The organism is Bacillus cereus group sp. RP43, from assembly GCF_040459645.1.
GTDB classification, from domain to species: Bacteria; Bacillota; Bacilli; order Bacillales; family Bacillaceae_G; genus Bacillus_A; species Bacillus_A mycoides_C.
The window spans coordinates 1,370,489-1,386,370 of sequence record NZ_JARVHQ010000001.1; the positions used below are offsets into that span (position 1 = coordinate 1,370,489).

Below are 15,882 nucleotides of genomic sequence, written 5' to 3' on the forward strand. Positions count from 1 at the left end.
TTCCAAGTAGGAAGAAAAAAGGGGGAAGGAACATGCAAACATCTATGGAACCAATGAAAGATATGAACGGTTCGAAACATAGGAAAATGGCGACCATGTTATCTATTATTCCAGGCATGGGCCAAATATATAATAAACAATTTGTAAAAGGTCTTATTTTTCTAGTATTAACAGGTTCATTTATTGTAGCATTTGCTGATTTGTTAAATATGGGATTATGGGGAATTGTAACGCTCGGTACAGAAGTTCCACGTGACCATTCTGTCTTTCTATTAGTAGAAGGAATTTTGGCACTTATCGTCATAGCGTTCGGTTTGGGGATATATGGAATTAACTTATATGATGCATACCAAAATGGGAAGAAACGTGATATAGGAACACCATTAAACTCAGTAAAAGAGCAATACCGTAACTTATTAGATCAAGGTTTTCCATATTTAATGGTTTCACCAGGATTTCTATTACTTATCTTTGTAGTTGTATTTCCAATCATTTTTGTAATTTTAATTGGATTTACGAACTATGACTTATATCACTCTCCTCCAGCTAAATTAGTAGATTGGGTGGGCTTTAAAAACTTTATTGATATTTTCACATTACCAATGTGGAGAGAGACATTTTTAAGTGTATTTTCTTGGACTGTCATTTGGACATTTGTTGCAACAACATTACAAGTTGCACTTGGTATTTTCTTAGCAATTATCGTAAATCAGCCTGGTATTAAAGGTAAGGCAATTATTCGAACAATCTTCATTTTACCGTGGGCTGTTCCCGCGTTCGTATCTATTCTTGTCTTCTCGGGTATGTTTAATGAAACATTTGGAGCAATTAATAATCAAGTATTAGCTTTATTCGGGATTGAAAAGATTGCTTGGATGACAGATCCGTTTTGGGCGAAGATTGCTTTAATTATGATCCAAACGTGGCTCGGTTTCCCATTCGTCTTTGCAATGACAACAGGTATATTGCAATCGATTCCAGGAGAATTATACGAAGCGGCTACAGTAGATGGAGCAACTGCTTGGCAACAGTTCCGCAAAATTACATTGCCACTTGTTTTATACGCAACAGCACCAATTTTAATTACACAATATACGTTTAACTTTAATAACTTTAGTATCATTTATCTATTTAACGGCGGAGGTCCTGCTGTAGCGGGGCAAGATGCAGGTGGAACGGATATTTTAATTTCATGGATTTATAAGTTAACGATGACTTCAGCGCAGTACGGAAAAGCAGCAGCTCTTACAATGATTTTATCGTTAATCGTTATTACAGTTGCGTTATGGCAATTTAAGAGAACAAAATCATTCCAAGAAGAGGATATGATGTAAATGAATATTAAACGACAAAAGATGTTACGTCTTTCATTAAGTTATTTGGTTATCTTCATAATGTGTGCGATTATTTTCTATCCATTACTATGGATTATTGGTTCATCGTTTAATCCAGGAGATAGTTTGTCTGGTTCTAGCATTATTCCGAAAAATGCTACGTTAGATCATTATCGTAAGCTACTTGATCTTGATTCAAGTAAGTACTTACTTTGGTATAAAAATACGTTAAAAGTTAGTGTTATGACGATGATTTTTTCGGTGTTAGCAATTAGCTTTACTGCTTATGCATTTTCGAGATATCGTTTTGTCGGAAGAAAAAATGGTTTATTAACATTTTTAATTCTACAAATGATTCCGAACTTTGCGGCGTTAATCGCACTATACGTATTAGCGCAGTTAACAGGATTAATTGATACACATCTTGCATTAATTTTAATTTATGTGGGTGGAGCAATTCCGATGAATACTTGGCTTATGAAAGGGTATTTTGATACGATTCCGAAAGAGTTGGATGAGTCAGCCCGCATGGATGGAGCAGGACACTTCCGTATTTTTTGGCAAATCATTATGCCGCTTGCAAAGCCAATCGTAGCGGTTGTAGCATTATTCACTTTCATCGGTCCATTTACAGATTTCATTTTAGCAAGTATTATTTTACGCACGCCGGAAAATTACACTTTAGCAGTTGGATTATATGAAATGGTAGCGAAAAAATTTGGTAATGAATTTACGACGTTTGCAGCGGGTTCAGTATTAATTGCAATACCAATTTCAATTTTATTCCTATCATTACAAAAATACTTCATTTCTGGTTTAACAGCTGGAGGTACGAAAGGGTGAAAATGGGACATTACGTCCCATTTCTCTTTTCATCTCTCTATAAAAGCCTTTGTAGGGAGATGAAAAGAGATTTGACATTAAATGTGAAAAAATGTGAAATAAATAGTATATTATAGTATAGGAAAAAAGAGCTATATCCCTTACAATACATGGAGAGGGAGAATAAGATGATTTTTGCAAGATAGAATAAAGTGATGAAAGTTTACGACTTCTCCTATTACTTGCACCGATTGCAAGATAACAATATATGAAATATGGCAGAGAAGTGAGAGGGGGGATTTTTATGACAGTTACAATTAAAGATGTGGCGAAGAAGGCAAATGTTGCACCATCGACAGTTTCCCGTGTAATTGCTGATAATCCAAGTATAAGTGAAAAGACAAAGCGTCGTGTTCGAAAAGTGATGAGTGAACTAGGCTATCACCCAAATTTAAATGCAAGAAACCTTGCAAATCAAACAACGAAAACACTTGGGCTCGTTATGCCGAGCTCAGCAAGTAAAGCTTTTCAAAACCCATTCTTTCCAGAAGTTATAAGAGGAATTAGCTCATTTGCACATATGGAAGGGTATGCACTCTATATGTCGACAGGTGAAACGGAAGAAGAAATTTTTAATGGTGTTGTAAAGATGGTACAAGGGCGTCAAATTGGTGGAATTATTCTTTTATATTCAAGAGAAAATGACCGGATTATTCAGTATTTGCATAATCAAAATTTCCCGTTTGTATTAATTGGAAAACCATATGATCGAAAAGATGAAATTACATATGTAGATAATGACAATTATACAGCAGCAAGAGAAGTAGCGGAATATTTGATTTCATTAGGCCATAAACAAATCGCATTCATCGGCGGTGGATCAGATTTACTTGTAACGAGAGATCGTTTGGCGGGAATGAGTGATGCTTTGAAACTAGCAGATATTATATTACCGAAAGAGTATATTTTACACTTTGATTTTTCAAGAGAGAGTGGTCAACAGGCTGTTGAGGAATTAATGGGACTAAAGCAACCACCGACGGCAATTATGGCAACGGATGATTTAATTGGACTTGGCGTGTTAAGTGCGCTTTCTAAAAAAGGATTTGTTGTACCGAAAGATGTTTCGATTGTAAGCTTTAACAATGCTTTATTATCAGAAATTGCTAGTCCACCACTTTCGACAGTTGATGTGAATATTTATCAATTAGGGTATGAAGCGGCAAAAGCTTTAGTTGATAAGGTAGAGCATTCTGAGTCTACTTCAAAATGCATTATTATTCCGCATAAATTATTGAAGCGTCAAACTTGTGATCAGTATGCAACAAAAAGCTAAGAGTTTAACTCTTAGCTTTTTGCTTTAGAAAGGCTTCTAAACGGTCACAGCCTTCTTTTAAAGTTTCGATACTATAAGCATAGGAAAGACGAAGATAACCCTCACCATATTCAGAAAATGCGGTTCCAGGAACGACGGCTAGCCCAGCTTCTTTTACAAGATCAAGTGCAAAATCAAATGATGAAGATGTTAAATGTCCAACATATGGGAATAAATAAAATGCACCTGTCGGCTTCTCAACCGTTAAACCCATTTGAATGAGTCTATTATACACGTAATCACGGCGTTTTTTGTATTGATAGCGCATCATCTTCGGTGCATCTTTAGCAGCTGTTAACGCTTCAATTGCAGCATGTTGTGCGATTGAATTCGCACATGTCACATTATATTGATGAACTTTTAAAATATGCTTTGCTAAATAATCCGGAGCAAATAAAAATCCAATACGCCATCCTGTCATAGAATGTGATTTGGCTAAGCCATTAATGACAATCGTTTTGTCACGCATTTCTGGGAATTGAGCGATAGATGTATGTTGTCCTTCATATACTAGCTCGCTATATATTTCGTCAGAAAGAACGAAAATATTTTTATCTTTTAAGACAGATACAATCGTTGCTAATTCTTCTTTTGGCAATGTAACGCCAGTCGGATTAGATGGATATGGTAAAACGACGCATCTTGTTCGTTCTGAAATTGCATTTTGCAGAGCTTCAGCTGTTAAACGAAATCCAGTTTCACGAACATCTATAAAGATAGGTGTTGCACCGCATTGTCGAATAATAGGCTCATAACCTGGATAAATAGGAGCAGGTAAAATCACTTCCGTTCCTGGCTCTAAAATTGTTCGGAATGCAATATCAATCGCTTCACTAGCACCGATTGTAACGATGGTTTCGTTTTCAGGTGAATAGTGTAAATCGTAATTATCTTTTACAAAGTTACAAGCCGCCTCGCGTAATTTTAATAAACCAGCGTTATGTGTATAGCTTGTATAATTTTCTGTAATGGCCCGTTTAGCAGCTTCTTTTACTAGAGAAGGTGTAGGGAAATCGGGTTGCCCAATTGTTAAAGAGATGAGATTATCATAGTGTTGAATCATGTTAGAGAACTGACGGATTCCAGAAATTTGGATGTCCTTCACTCTAGGATTAATGAATTGTTCCATTGTATCTCCCTTTCTTCCGTTTGAAAATTAAGTTCATTTTATCATATTTTTAACTATTACGCTTTGTTTATAAAATTTCCCCGGCTATTTGTGAAAGATAAGAATCGTATCTTAAAATTCAGTGGAAGTAAGAATTTATGTGAGGATTCAAATGTCCATAAGAGTATAAGCTGTGTGAGTTACTTAAAGTTTCACTCCATTTGTTTACGCATAAACACAAAAAAAGCCGCTGCAAGCGACTTTTTAATAACCGTATTCCCAATCTATTTCATCTTCGTTCCAAAGTACGGAAGATACTTTGCCAAGATGGACAACGGATTCATTTACAGCACATGTACAGTCTTCGTCCCCTGCTTTATGTTGCAATTCTTCGTATACTGATTTTTCAACGTTTTCTAGCACAACCAAATTTTCTTCTTTTAAAACAAGCGTAGTACCCGCCATATTTATCTTCCTCCTACTAAAGTAATGATCACTTATTTGTAAACATAGATAGTATGGATTATATGCTGTATTTTGCGATAGTTGTCCGTCTAGTGAAGTGTTTTTTATTTTCTTTGTAATCCGTATTCATTGTATACTGCACGAAGGAAATTTGGTACAGGGTTTACAATCATTTCGGAAATTTGTAACATTTATTATTAGTTGTTAACAAATAATTAACAAAAATGTTAAGAAAAATCAAAATTTTAAAACAAATAGACTTATAAAATGATATAATCATATCAAAATACATATAGGGGATGAGAGGCTATGGAGCTGATTCGTGATTTAATGATCCAAATTGCCATCATTATTTTACCACTATTTTTATATGAAGCGATTCGTTTAAATCGTTATCAAGGAATGCTTCCGAAGCCTAATCGCTACTTTATTATGTTTTTATCTAGCGTTACACTCGTTCTCTCCATGACATACTCTATTTGTTTTGGTACCGTTTGCGGATACAATTTTCATCCAATTCCAATTGTGAGTGGTTTTTTATATGGTGGGATTGTTGGGCTCATCCCTGCCATTATTTTTGTTGCATATGAATGGATTTTTAAGGGGCTCAGTTGGTTGCCTATCGTAGAAGTTATATTTCTTTCGATAATTCCATTGTTTTTGTCAAAGAAATGGTCTCTTTTTTCAAGAGATAAGAAGCTAATATTAGCTTTTATGATTGCATCATTTTATGTTCTTGTTTCATTAGTAGTCGGGATGTTGAATGTCCTTTTAGAAACAGGTTTTACACCGTACATATCTAATCTATATAGTGGGTATATATTTGCATCACTTATTATGGTTATGACAATGGTATTTCAAGTGTATTTGACTGAGTATTTAAATGAAAATGCATTATTGCGTACAGAAATGCAAAAATCAGAAAAACTTAATATTGTAAGTGAGTTAGCTGCAAGTGTTGCACATGAAGTTCGAAACCCTCTCACTGTTGTACGAGGGTTTATTCAATTGCTAGAGAGTACGGAAGACGTAAAAAACAAAGATTATATGCGTCTCGTATTAGCTGAACTGGATCGTGCTGAACAGATTATTTCAGATTATTTAAATTTAGCAAGGCCTCAAATTGAAAAAAAAGAACATATTTGTTTATCAGCACAATTAATTGAAATGACAACTCTTATGTCATCATTTGCAGCGATGCAGGGCGTTTATTTGCAAGTTGAGATTTCTGAGAGCCTTTATACTATCGGCGATAAGACGAAATTGAAGCAAGCTATTATGAATGTCGTTAAAAACGGTATTGAAGCAATTCAAGGAAACAAAGGGTATTTAAAAGTAACAGCTATTCAAAAAGATGAAATGATAATAATAAGAGTTAAAGATAGTGGTGTTGGAATGACAAAAGAACAGTTAGTAAGGCTTGGACAACCGTATTATTCTTTAAAAGAAAAAGGAACAGGATTAGGTCTTATGGTAACGTTTAGTATTTTACAAGCGCATAATGGTACATTGGAATATAAAAGTGAAAGCGGAAAAGGAACTGAAGCTATTATTATATTGCCAGCTGTACGATATAAGGAATAAAAGTTACCGGTAGAAGGTAACTTTTTATTTTATCTTACATCAGAAAAATATACAAAGTTTCATTCATTTATTTTTTCTTGTTTTGTTCGAACGAATAAACTTTTAAATGATTGAAAGAAGCTTTGCTCTTTTGAGGCGGCGACTAATCTTTTTGTTTCTTGAATTTCACGAATAACTTGCATAAGTTGTGTATCACGGTTGCTGTCTTTATTGTAAATTTGATTGACAAGTTTATTCATTTTTTCTTCTTGCTTGGATTCTCGCTTATACATATGATTCATTAATAAGTCCATCTTTTCTTTTTGGAGTGCATCTGTTTGAGCGGCGTGAACAACTAGCTCTTGTAACATTTTTTCCTGAGACCCTTCTTTTACATAAACTTGTTGCATTAGTTCATCTAATTTCTCGTCTTTTAAACGGTTTTGTGTAATGAGAGTAGAGTTTTGATGAATAATTGCTTCATTTAATTGAGCAAGCATTTCAAGTTTTAACATGAACTCCTCAAAATTACGCCCATCTTCTTTTGGTTGCACTTCTTGTTTATCTTGAATAATAGGTACAGGTGGGGCCTCTTTTTCTTTTAAAATAATAGGTATTGTTTCTGAAATGTCTTCTTGTAATGTAGCAGCTCTTTCATGTATAGATTTCAATAGTTTTAAATCATCCAATTTATAAATACGAGCATCAGCTGTTTTTGAAATGATATAACCGTGTTCCTCTAAGAGTTGGCTATATTTTCGGACTATATGTTTTGGGATACCTGTTTTATTTGTAACATCTTTCGTTTTATACATAGCTTCCATGATAGTTCCTCCCCAAAAAGTATCGTATATATCATTTCAATCTTTTATGAGGACTTCCTTTGAAAAAGAATGTCGGAAGGTTATTAGTTTTCTACAGCATTAGTGAAAAGATGAGGAAAAATGAATGTTTTTGGCGGAATGGGGAGGAAGAGCTAAAATAATGTCTGAGAACATACATAGAAGAAGTTTGTTATAATAACTGAGGAAAAGAAATTGGTAGGAACACGGAGGTACACATGAAGCAATTTAAAGGTATTATCATTTCAATTATTGCAATTCTTTCTCTTTTGGTAGCGGTATATGAAGTACTTGTGCCAGAGGAGACAAGTACTAAAAAAACAACTACGTATGATCAAATTCTAGAGTTCCCAAAAGAACGATATCCAGAGACCGGGAAACATATAACGGATGCTATAAAAGAAGGGCATTCAGAAATGTGTACAATTGATCGTAATGGTGCAGCGGATAGAAGGAAACTATCGTTAGCGCCATATCCGACGAAGAAAGGTTATGACCGTGATGAATGGCCGATGGCGATGTGTAAGGAAGGCGGAAAAGGAGCTCATATTGAATATATAAGTCCAGCAGATAACCGTGGTGCAGGTTCTTGGGTAGGGAATAAGCTAGACAAATATCCAGATGGTACGCGTGTGAAATTTGAAGTGAAATAGTAACTAGTATACATTTCATAGTGGAGGAGAGGGATAGTTATGGAATTAACAATTTCATATTCGCAATTAATGATAATGAATTATGATGGTCAGCAGCCTTATGTAGATTGGACTCCTGAAGATTTTGAAAGAGGATATGCTGAGGTGGATGGAGCTATTATTTTTGAAGCAATCTCTGACTATACTTGTGAAGTGGAAGTTACTTGCGGAAATCATATTGAGAAAGAAGAAGTGGTTAGAACGATATCAGTTCCTTTCACAGTAAAGAATGAAGAAGTATATATAACAAGTATTCTTTCTAATAAATTGCATATTCCTATTCCGAACGGGGAATATATGATAGTCTTGCAGGCAACTCCTCTTGAAGAGCCAACAGACGATGAATTATATAAAGTACAATACGACTTCTATTTTGAGAGTGTAGAATAAAAAACGTGTTATCCTTTTTGAAGGATAACACGTTTTTTATTATGCGTTTGTTGTTAGGAGAGAACGAGCGTCTTTTGCTGCCTGAACCATGTGCTCTAAAGCAGGTATAACTTCCTCAGTTCTTCGTGTTTTTAAACCACAGTCTGGATTAATCCAGAAATATTTAGGATCACATACTTGTAAAGATTGTTCCACGATTGTGAACATTTCATCTTTACTTGGGACACGTGGGCTATGAATATCATATACACCTAGACCAATTCCTTTTTCATATGTTGTATGTTTTAATGTATTAATAAATTCTCCATGACTTCTTGATGTTTCGATAGAAATAACATCTGCATCTAACGCGCGAATTGCATCTACAATATCTTCGAAGTTACTGTAACACATATGAGTATGAATTTGTGTTTCATTTTCTACAGAAGATGTTGCTAAAAGGAATGATTGAACTGCCCATGTAATGTATGCATCCCAATCTTTTTCTTTTAACGGCATACCTTCACGAAGTGCAGGCTCATCGACTTGGATTACTCTAATTCCGGAAGATTCAAGTAATTCAATCTCATGACGAAGTGCTAATGCAATTTGATATGAAACTTCTTTTCTTGAAATATCATTTCGAACGAATGACCAATTTAAAATAGTGACAGGTCCAGTTAGCATACCTTTTACTACTTTCTCTGTTAAGCTTTGTGCATATACAGTTTCTTTAATAGTCATTCCACTTATAAAGGCAACATCACCATAAATAACAGGTGGTTTTACGCAGCGAGAACCGTATGATTGTACCCATCCGTTTTTAGTAAAGGAGAAACCAGCAAGTCTTTCTCCAAAATATTCCACCATGTCAGTTCTTTCGAATTCACCATGTACTAGTACATCAAGACCAATATCTTCTTGGTAACGAATCCATTTAGCAGTTTCTTGTTCAATGAATTGATTATATTGTTCATTTGTAATATCGCCGTTACGCCACTGTTTACGTGTTTGACGAACTTCAGATGTTTGCGGGAAGCTACCGATAGTTGTTGTTGGTAACAACGGTAATTGTAAAGCTACTTGCTGTAGTTCATATCGTTTTTCAAATGGAAGAGGACGTGAGAAATCATCTTCTTTAAGTGATGTACGTGCCACTTTTACATCTTCACGATTACGTGCAGCTGATGAGCGGATTGCATGATGTGCATTACGATATGTTGTCAGATCGCTACTGATGCTTTCTACACCTTTAGTAAGAGCAGAATGGATAAGGACTAGTTCTTCTAATTTTTGATTAGCAAATGCAAGTGCATCAAATAATTCACTTGCTAAGTGAGTTTCTTCCGTTTTATCAATTGGAGTATGCAATAAGCTACAAGAAGGTTGAACAATTAAACTTTTTGCTGTGATTTGATTTTGTAATGTTGTAAATAAAGAAAGTACATCATCAAGATCAGCTCTCCAAATGTTACGGCCATCTATACAACCGATAGCTAAAATTTTATCAGCTGGGAATCCATATTTTGAAATAGCATTTACATTACCTTCTTTGCCATGAACAAAGTCTAATCCAATACCAGAAACAGGGAATGTAATAATTTCTTCATAGTTCTCTTCTACACTATCAAAATATGTTTGTAGAAGAAGATTAGCATCCGGAAGTTCTTTATGAATAGCTTCGTAAAGTTCTTTCGCTTGATTAATTTCATCTTTTGTTAAAGATGCGAAGATTGGTTCGTCAACTTGAATAATTTGTGCTCCAGCTGCGTGTAATTCAGAGAATAATTGTACATAAGGTGCAACTAGCTCTTTTAAAATAGTGGAAAATTGCTCTTCGTTATAACCTTTTGCTAGTTTTAGGAATGTATAAGGGCCTAAAATAACTGGTTTTCCATCAACGCCTAACTCTTTTTTCGCTTCTTCATATAAACGAAGAGGACGATTGTCTTTTAAAGAGATTTGTAATCCTTCTTCATATTCAGGAACAATGTAATGATAGTTTGTGTTAAACCATTTTGTCATTTCAGAAGCAACGTGATCTTTAGAGCCGCGTGCCATTGCAAAATATACATCAAGGTAAGAGGTAAACTCTGAAAAACGTGACGGGATGAATCCTAACATGTAGGCCGTATCCAGAACGTGGTCATAATATGTAAAATCGCCAACTGGAATTAATTCAATTCCTTTTTCTTGCTGTACTTTGACGTGTTGAAGGCGAATTTCTTTCATTGTCGTTAAAAATTGTTCTTCATCAATTTTATTGGACCAAAAAGCTTCCAATGTTTTTTTCCACTCTCGTTGTAGTCCGATACGTGGATAACCTAAGTTACTTGTTTGAATTGCCATTTTAAATTCCTCCCTAATTGAAAGTAAGCATTTCCGTTTACTCGGAAATACCTATAACAAAAAGCATAAAGGCATAGAAAAATAAGCCTTCCTTCTTGTTCTTAACACCTCATCATCATCCGTGAGTCTATCAGTGTTGTTAAAATAGGCAGGTCTCCTGACTTATGCTTCATATAATTTCTTTCACCTTCCCGTTTTCACAGTGGCACAAAAAAGAAATCTCAGCATTTACAGTGGCGGGACCGTGTTGGAGTTTCACCAAACTTCCCTTTTAAACACGAAGTGAAATATTCGTGTACCTATTTTCCTTTTGAAAGGAATTTAACAAGCGATATGATATTGAAACAAATTCTAACACAATTTTCGGAATTTTGTCCACTGTTTTAAAATAAGAAAATTCTAAAGTTTTTTTATTTCTTTTTATTCATAAAATTAAGAATTTTAAATGGTTATTTATTATTAAAATGAGGGTGTTTTGAGTTGCGAGGAATAATTATAGTGTTAAGTTTTTCTAAAAGAGGAGGCACCTCTTTTAGAAAAACTTAATCATTATCTACACCTATTTCTGAAAGGCGACCTGCAGTTGCATCTTGTAAGAGTGTGTTTAGCCAACGTAATTCAACATTAATATGCTCAATGACGCTTTGTAGAATATATAGTTGAGCACGAGGAACTAGTTGTTTATTATGATCGTATATCGTTTGCATTGTATGTAAATATAGCACTGTATCATCTCTCTTTTTTTCCAAAATGGGAACTAGTGCTTGTTCGTCGCTAAAGTGAGCGAAAGAGAGCGCAGAATAAATAGGTTTATATATTTGGTTTTTCGCTTCAAATTGTTTTAATAATAAGGTGTGGAAAAGCCCTTTTCCTTCTTCAGTTATATGGAAGATCGTCTTATCTGGTCTATTCGTATCTCGAACAATATTAGTAACGCTAATCGCACCTTGTTTTTCTAATTGCTCGAAGGCGTAGTATAGCGATCCTTTGGCATATTTAATATAACAATCCATTTGTCGTTCTTTCATTATGTGCTGCACTTCATATGGATGTTTATCTCCTTCAAGTAACAAGCCGAGAATGACTAACTTCATGCTCATGCTGTCTCAACTCCTGTATATAGAAACTTTATATATATTATAAACGGTATATCCTCTTACATAAAGGGATATACCGTTTCGTTTTTCTATATTAGCTTACTTGTTTTTGTTTTTGCTTTGTTTTCGGTCCTGTTAAAAGACGTTCATTTCCCATAAGTAAAATACAAATTATACTTAGAGTAGCTGGGATAAGTGCCCAGAAAAATGTATTAGCAATAGATGTTGCAAGAGCCTCCTTAATTCCGCTCAGTACTTCAGGAGGTAGCTTTTCAGTAGCATTTGGTGATAATAAAAAGCTTGTGTCGCCACCTTTAGGAGCCATTTTTGCTAGTTCAGGAGGGAAGACTGCTTTTAATTTATCAGTGAAAACATGATTTTGAATCGTACCGAAAATCGTGACGCCAAGGGTCATTCCAAGGGAACGGAAGAATGAGTTCGTTGATGTAGCAGAACCCCGATCTCTCATTTCTAGTTTGTGAATAGATGCCATACTTAAAACTGAGAAGGAGAATCCTACTCCAAGTCCAGCAAGCACCATAAACATTGTTACGAGGCTGCGAGGTGTTTCCATAGTTAAAGTACTTAGTAAATAAATACCAAGAACGAAGAAAACTCCAGATACTATCATGATGTTACGATAACTTGTTCGTGAAACTAACTGTCCACCAGTTTGACTTCCAATTACAGATCCTACCATCATAGGTGTCAAAATTAATCCAGCATTTGAGGCTGAACCACCGAGAACACCTTGAACGAAGATTGGAATATAAACTGTACAGATGATAAAAGCTGCGCCATAGAAAAAGGCAACACCTTGGCTAGCTGCAAATAAAGGTTTTTTAAATAAGTGGAAAGAAATAATAGGCTCGGTTGCGTTTCTTTCTACGAAGAAGAAAATAATAAGCATAATAACAACAGTTGAAAATAAACCAATAATCACATTAGAGTCCCATGCATACTCCTTACCGCCAAGTTCTAGAGCAAACATTAAGCAAACAATACTAATGACAAGTGTAATGGCACCGGCCCAGTCGATTTTTTGTTTTCGATATTCTAGAGACTCGTTATAGTATTTAGTAATGAAGAAGAAGGAAATAAGTCCTAATGGAATATTAATATAGAAGACCCAGTGCCAACTTATATAATCTGTAATGTAAGCACCTAATAAAGGTCCGAAAACACTAGATGTTCCGAAAACAGCACCAAATAGTCCGGTCATTTTTCCGCGTTTTTCAGGTGGGAATATATCATACATAATTGTAAATGCGATAGGCATAAGAGCGCCGCCACCAATTCCTTGAATGGCTCTATAAATACTTAGTTGTTCAATACTTGATGCTGTCCCACAAAGTGCAGAACCAAATAAGAAGAGAATTAATCCGCCAATATAAAAGCGTTTCCGTCCGTACATATCAGACAGCTTACCGAAAATAGGCATTCCGGCCATTGTTGCTACCATGTAGGCAGATGTGACCCAAACGAATTTGTCGAACCCTCCTAAGTCTCCGACAATCGTTGCCATCGCAGTTGCGACGATTGTGTTATCCATTGCTGCCATTAGAATACCAAGTAGTAAACCAGCAACAACAAATTTTGTTTTACTTGAATCGTTTTTTGATAGTTGTGCTTCCAAAAGTAGCCCTCCTTTAATAAAAACTAAACTAACTTAAGTTTTTAGATGTAGTGAATAAAAACCTTTGTGTACAGTTTGTTTCGTTCCCTCTTTATTTATAAAAATTGATTTTACATGATATAAAGAATGGAAATCATAGATTATATTATAGTCAAATTTGACTAAAAGGTAAATATTTTCTTAAGCCAAAGTATTTTATCCCGCTTTAACGGGCAGTAAGACTCCCACCCCAAAATTTGGCGAATGCGAGGAAGTTAGGTAGGAGATTAACTGTCGGTAAAAGCCCGATTGGTGAAGGCTAATAATCAGTGGGGGATGGACAAAACCCCCACTGATTAAAGTTTCACTTTATTATATTGACCAAAAGAGAGAGTAAGAATTTATTTTGTTATGTAGTCAAGGAAGGAAATTGTAAAAAAATATTTAATAAAGAATAACCTGTGTCAACCTATTAAAAATGGTTTTTTCTTTATATTGTCGAATAGGATAAAAGGAAAAGAAAAATTTAATATGGTTTGTAACAAGCTCAATATTTTTTCTAAGTGTAGTTTATTGCATCGAGAGGCAGAATAAAGTTGTATAGATGATATATCTGGAATGAGGTGAATATATTATGAAAATATGGAAACGAATTTCGGATCAAGGAAGGTTTTCTATACCGTTACAGCCGGTTTTGTGGATTGATGGTTCTAAAAAGGAAACGGAAGCATCCAATGTAGCAGTCACATTGCAAATCCGTAGTATGTATAAAGAAAAATTTTCATATGAGATGATCTATGATGTTAATGACATACTAATTATTCGACTTGAAGTTGAAAATAAAGGCGTTGAAATCATTTCGCGAGTAGTTGTAAGTCATATGATTCGTGATTATTTTGCGTATATCCCAAACTCTTTAAAAGCAGATAAGGGAATCAGTGAGTTTTTATTTCAGCTTGTAAGGTGGCGAATCGATAATTTATCGCCGAGTGAAAAGGTAGAATTAATTTGTCAAATAAAAGCAAATAAAGATAAAGCTCCTCCCAATTCATTATTTCAGGCTACATATACATTTCAATATAAAGGAGTATCATATGGACCGCTACAAACAAATGAAGTGGTTGTCAGAAAATGATAAGAAGGAACCTGTGCGAAAGGTTCCTTCTTTAATGAAGATTGTGCTTCTTGAGTAATTTTTTTTGTTCCACTCCCTTTTTTCCAACATAGTTATTTTTGTATCCAAAATATAGAATGAATAGAAATGAAATAATATTTACTATAGCGTCAATTTGATCGTTTGTAATGAAGTTTATCCCGAAAGAGTTAAATAGTAATTTTAATGATAACAAAAAGCCAGCTAGTAAGCGCATAATATCTGATAGATTTTCTTTTTGAAGCATATAGGTCACTCCTTTCTAAAAACGATATATAGTATATATATGAAATAAAATAGAAAAGGTATACAAGCTTAAGTAGAAATGTACATTAGATATGTACATTTTTTATTTTGTAGAAAAACATTATTGTTATAGAAGCATATATTAGTATAAAAAGGGGGGAGAGTATGAAACATAAAGGGAAAATTAGTGGATTATTACTTGGAAACACAGTTGCGGTTACAGAATGGATTGCACTTCAGGATGTAATTGCTAAGCTAGATTCGCGATCGTTTTTTACCGTCTTTATTATTTATATATTGCAAATGATACTAAGCTATTATTTTGGACATTGGTACGATAAAAGAGCGAATACGCGTGTGAATAGTGAATTAGGAGGAATGACGAATAACGATTTTGTCGTTGATTTTTTCGGGAAGGTAGCTGCTTTATCAGAAAGAGATTCTCGTAATATTACAGTGTATATTCTTTCCGTAAAAGAATGGGATGTATTAAAGGATACAGTGCAAGAAAAAAAGTTAGATGAGCTAGTCCAAAGAGTAGAACGTACAATTGTAAAGACAGTTCGAAAAGGCGATGTAGTTACAAGGTGGGATGAAAATAAATATGTGATCGTAGCTGTTGATAATGGCTATGAAAAGTCAACAATAACAAATCGATTAATCAAAAATATTCAAAATGAAATAGCGAATGATTTATTAAGTGTCACACTATTATTTGGGGCTGCAAGTTATCCGATAGAAGGGAAAACTTTTGAAGATTTGTTTAGAAAGGCACAAAACCAATTGTATAATTATAGAAACTTGCAAAGTCATGAATGAAACTTTGATTTGAAGAAGTATGATATAAAGATT

15 protein-coding genes and 1 riboswitch are annotated in these 15,882 nt (G+C 34.6%); of the genes, 8 read left to right on the forward strand and 7 right to left on the reverse strand.

What is annotated here, in order from left to right:
• The first annotated feature begins 32 nt into the window (after nt 1–32).
• From malC to malR, 3 genes are all read left to right on the forward strand, one after another.
• Nucleotides 33–1,334: a maltosaccharide ABC transporter permease MalC gene (gene malC, locus QCI75_RS07295; protein ID WP_144506712.1), complete on the forward strand. Its 1,302-nt coding sequence runs from the start codon at nt 33–35 to the stop codon at nt 1,332–1,334.
• Nucleotides 1,335–2,177: a maltosaccharide ABC transporter permease MalD gene (gene malD, locus QCI75_RS07300; RefSeq protein WP_002160656.1), complete on the forward strand. Its 843-nt coding sequence runs from the start codon at nt 1,335–1,337 to the stop codon at nt 2,175–2,177.
• 283 nt (nt 2,178–2,460) lie between these two features.
• Nucleotides 2,461–3,492, forward strand: coding sequence for a maltose operon transcriptional repressor MalR (malR, locus tag QCI75_RS07305; RefSeq protein WP_144506711.1), 1,032 nt, complete (start codon nt 2,461–2,463; stop codon nt 3,490–3,492).
• Nucleotides 3,493–3,496: 4 nt separating this feature from the next.
• On the opposite strand, the gene QCI75_RS07310 is transcribed toward malR, so the two are convergent.
• A complete protein-coding gene (locus QCI75_RS07310) occupies nt 3,497–4,660 on the reverse strand; it encodes an aminotransferase A (protein WP_144506710.1) in 1,164 nt (387 codons plus the stop codon).
• Between the two features lie 243 nt (nt 4,661–4,903).
• Nucleotides 4,904–5,104, reverse strand: a complete 201-nt coding sequence (locus QCI75_RS07315) for a hypothetical protein (RefSeq protein ID WP_000929276.1) — start codon at nt 5,102–5,104, stop codon at nt 4,904–4,906.
• A gap of 309 nt (nt 5,105–5,413) precedes the next feature.
• Here QCI75_RS07315 and QCI75_RS07320 point away from each other — a divergent pair, with 309 nt between their 5' ends.
• Complete coding sequence (locus tag QCI75_RS07320; RefSeq protein WP_144506709.1) at nt 5,414–6,688, forward strand: sensor histidine kinase; 1,275 nt, start codon at nt 5,414–5,416, stop codon at nt 6,686–6,688.
• A gap of 59 nt (nt 6,689–6,747) precedes the next feature.
• On the opposite strand, the gene QCI75_RS07325 is transcribed toward QCI75_RS07320, so the two are convergent.
• The gene (locus QCI75_RS07325) at nt 6,748–7,491 is read right to left on the reverse strand and encodes a DUF3967 domain-containing protein (protein WP_353760162.1); all 744 of its coding nucleotides are present in this window, start codon (nt 7,489–7,491) and stop codon (nt 6,748–6,750) included.
• A gap of 236 nt (nt 7,492–7,727) precedes the next feature.
• Between QCI75_RS07325 and nucA the strand changes: the two genes are divergently transcribed.
• Nucleotides 7,728–8,162 (forward strand): DNA-entry nuclease, encoded by a 435-nt coding sequence (gene nucA / locus QCI75_RS07330; RefSeq protein ID WP_002014817.1) that lies wholly within the window; start codon nt 7,728–7,730, stop codon nt 8,160–8,162.
• A 39-nt stretch (nt 8,163–8,201) separates the two neighbouring features.
• The gene (comJ, locus tag QCI75_RS07335; RefSeq protein ID WP_002111536.1) at nt 8,202–8,591 is read left to right on the forward strand and encodes a competence protein ComJ; all 390 of its coding nucleotides are present in this window, start codon (nt 8,202–8,204) and stop codon (nt 8,589–8,591) included.
• Nucleotides 8,592–8,630: 39 nt separating this feature from the next.
• Here comJ and metE read toward each other — a convergent pair whose 3' ends face one another.
• The 3 genes from metE to QCI75_RS07350 form a co-directional block, all read right to left on the reverse strand.
• On the reverse strand, nt 8,631–10,919 hold the full coding sequence (gene metE / locus QCI75_RS07340; protein WP_144506708.1) for a 5-methyltetrahydropteroyltriglutamate--homocysteine S-methyltransferase: 2,289 nt from the start codon (nt 10,917–10,919) through the stop codon (nt 8,631–8,633).
• A gap of 130 nt (nt 10,920–11,049) precedes the next feature.
• Nucleotides 11,050–11,237, reverse strand: a riboswitch (cobalamin riboswitch).
• A 224-nt stretch (nt 11,238–11,461) separates the two neighbouring features.
• Entirely contained in the window at nt 11,462–12,019 is a 558-nt protein-coding gene (locus QCI75_RS07345) for a PadR family transcriptional regulator (RefSeq protein ID WP_144506707.1), read from the reverse strand.
• Between the two features lie 91 nt (nt 12,020–12,110).
• Entirely contained in the window at nt 12,111–13,652 is a 1,542-nt protein-coding gene (locus QCI75_RS07350) for an MDR family MFS transporter (RefSeq protein ID WP_144506706.1), read from the reverse strand.
• A 613-nt stretch (nt 13,653–14,265) separates the two neighbouring features.
• On the opposite strand from QCI75_RS07350, the gene QCI75_RS07355 reads away from it, so the two are divergent.
• Complete coding sequence (locus QCI75_RS07355) at nt 14,266–14,766, forward strand: hypothetical protein (RefSeq protein WP_144506705.1); 501 nt, start codon at nt 14,266–14,268, stop codon at nt 14,764–14,766.
• 31 nt (nt 14,767–14,797) lie between these two features.
• Here QCI75_RS07355 and QCI75_RS07360 read toward each other — a convergent pair whose 3' ends face one another.
• Nucleotides 14,798–15,031 carry an SPP1 phage holin family protein gene (locus QCI75_RS07360; protein WP_144506704.1) on the reverse strand — a complete coding sequence of 78 codons (234 nt, stop codon included), beginning with the start codon at nt 15,029–15,031 and terminating at the stop codon, nt 14,798–14,800.
• A gap of 164 nt (nt 15,032–15,195) precedes the next feature.
• Between QCI75_RS07360 and QCI75_RS07365 the strand changes: the two genes are divergently transcribed.
• Nucleotides 15,196–15,849, forward strand: a complete 654-nt coding sequence (locus tag QCI75_RS07365) for a diguanylate cyclase domain-containing protein (protein WP_144506703.1) — start codon at nt 15,196–15,198, stop codon at nt 15,847–15,849.
• Nucleotides 15,850–15,882: the final 33 nt, after the last annotated feature.

Coding starts and splice junctions, on each gene's coding strand:
- malC (WP_144506712.1), top strand. CDS start 33: ATGCAAACATCTATGGAACCAATGAAAGATATGAACGGTTCGAAACAT.
- malD (WP_002160656.1), top strand. CDS start 1,335: ATGAATATTAAACGACAAAAGATGTTACGTCTTTCATTAAGTTATTTG.
- malR (WP_144506711.1), top strand. CDS start 2,461: ATGACAGTTACAATTAAAGATGTGGCGAAGAAGGCAAATGTTGCACCA.
- QCI75_RS07310 (WP_144506710.1), bottom strand. CDS start 4,660: ATGGAACAATTCATTAATCCTAGAGTGAAGGACATCCAAATTTCTGGA.
- QCI75_RS07315 (WP_000929276.1), bottom strand. CDS start 5,104: ATGGCGGGTACTACGCTTGTTTTAAAAGAAGAAAATTTGGTTGTGCTA.
- QCI75_RS07320 (WP_144506709.1), top strand. CDS start 5,414: ATGGAGCTGATTCGTGATTTAATGATCCAAATTGCCATCATTATTTTA.
- QCI75_RS07325 (WP_353760162.1), bottom strand. CDS start 7,491: ATGGAAGCTATGTATAAAACGAAAGATGTTACAAATAAAACAGGTATC.
- nucA (WP_002014817.1), top strand. CDS start 7,728: ATGAAGCAATTTAAAGGTATTATCATTTCAATTATTGCAATTCTTTCT.
- comJ (WP_002111536.1), top strand. CDS start 8,202: ATGGAATTAACAATTTCATATTCGCAATTAATGATAATGAATTATGAT.
- metE (WP_144506708.1), bottom strand. CDS start 10,919: ATGGCAATTCAAACAAGTAACTTAGGTTATCCACGTATCGGACTACAA.
- QCI75_RS07345 (WP_144506707.1), bottom strand. CDS start 12,019: ATGAGCATGAAGTTAGTCATTCTCGGCTTGTTACTTGAAGGAGATAAA.
- QCI75_RS07355 (WP_144506705.1), top strand. CDS start 14,266: ATGAAAATATGGAAACGAATTTCGGATCAAGGAAGGTTTTCTATACCG.
- QCI75_RS07360 (WP_144506704.1), bottom strand. CDS start 15,031: ATGCTTCAAAAAGAAAATCTATCAGATATTATGCGCTTACTAGCTGGC.
- QCI75_RS07365 (WP_144506703.1), top strand. CDS start 15,196: ATGAAACATAAAGGGAAAATTAGTGGATTATTACTTGGAAACACAGTT.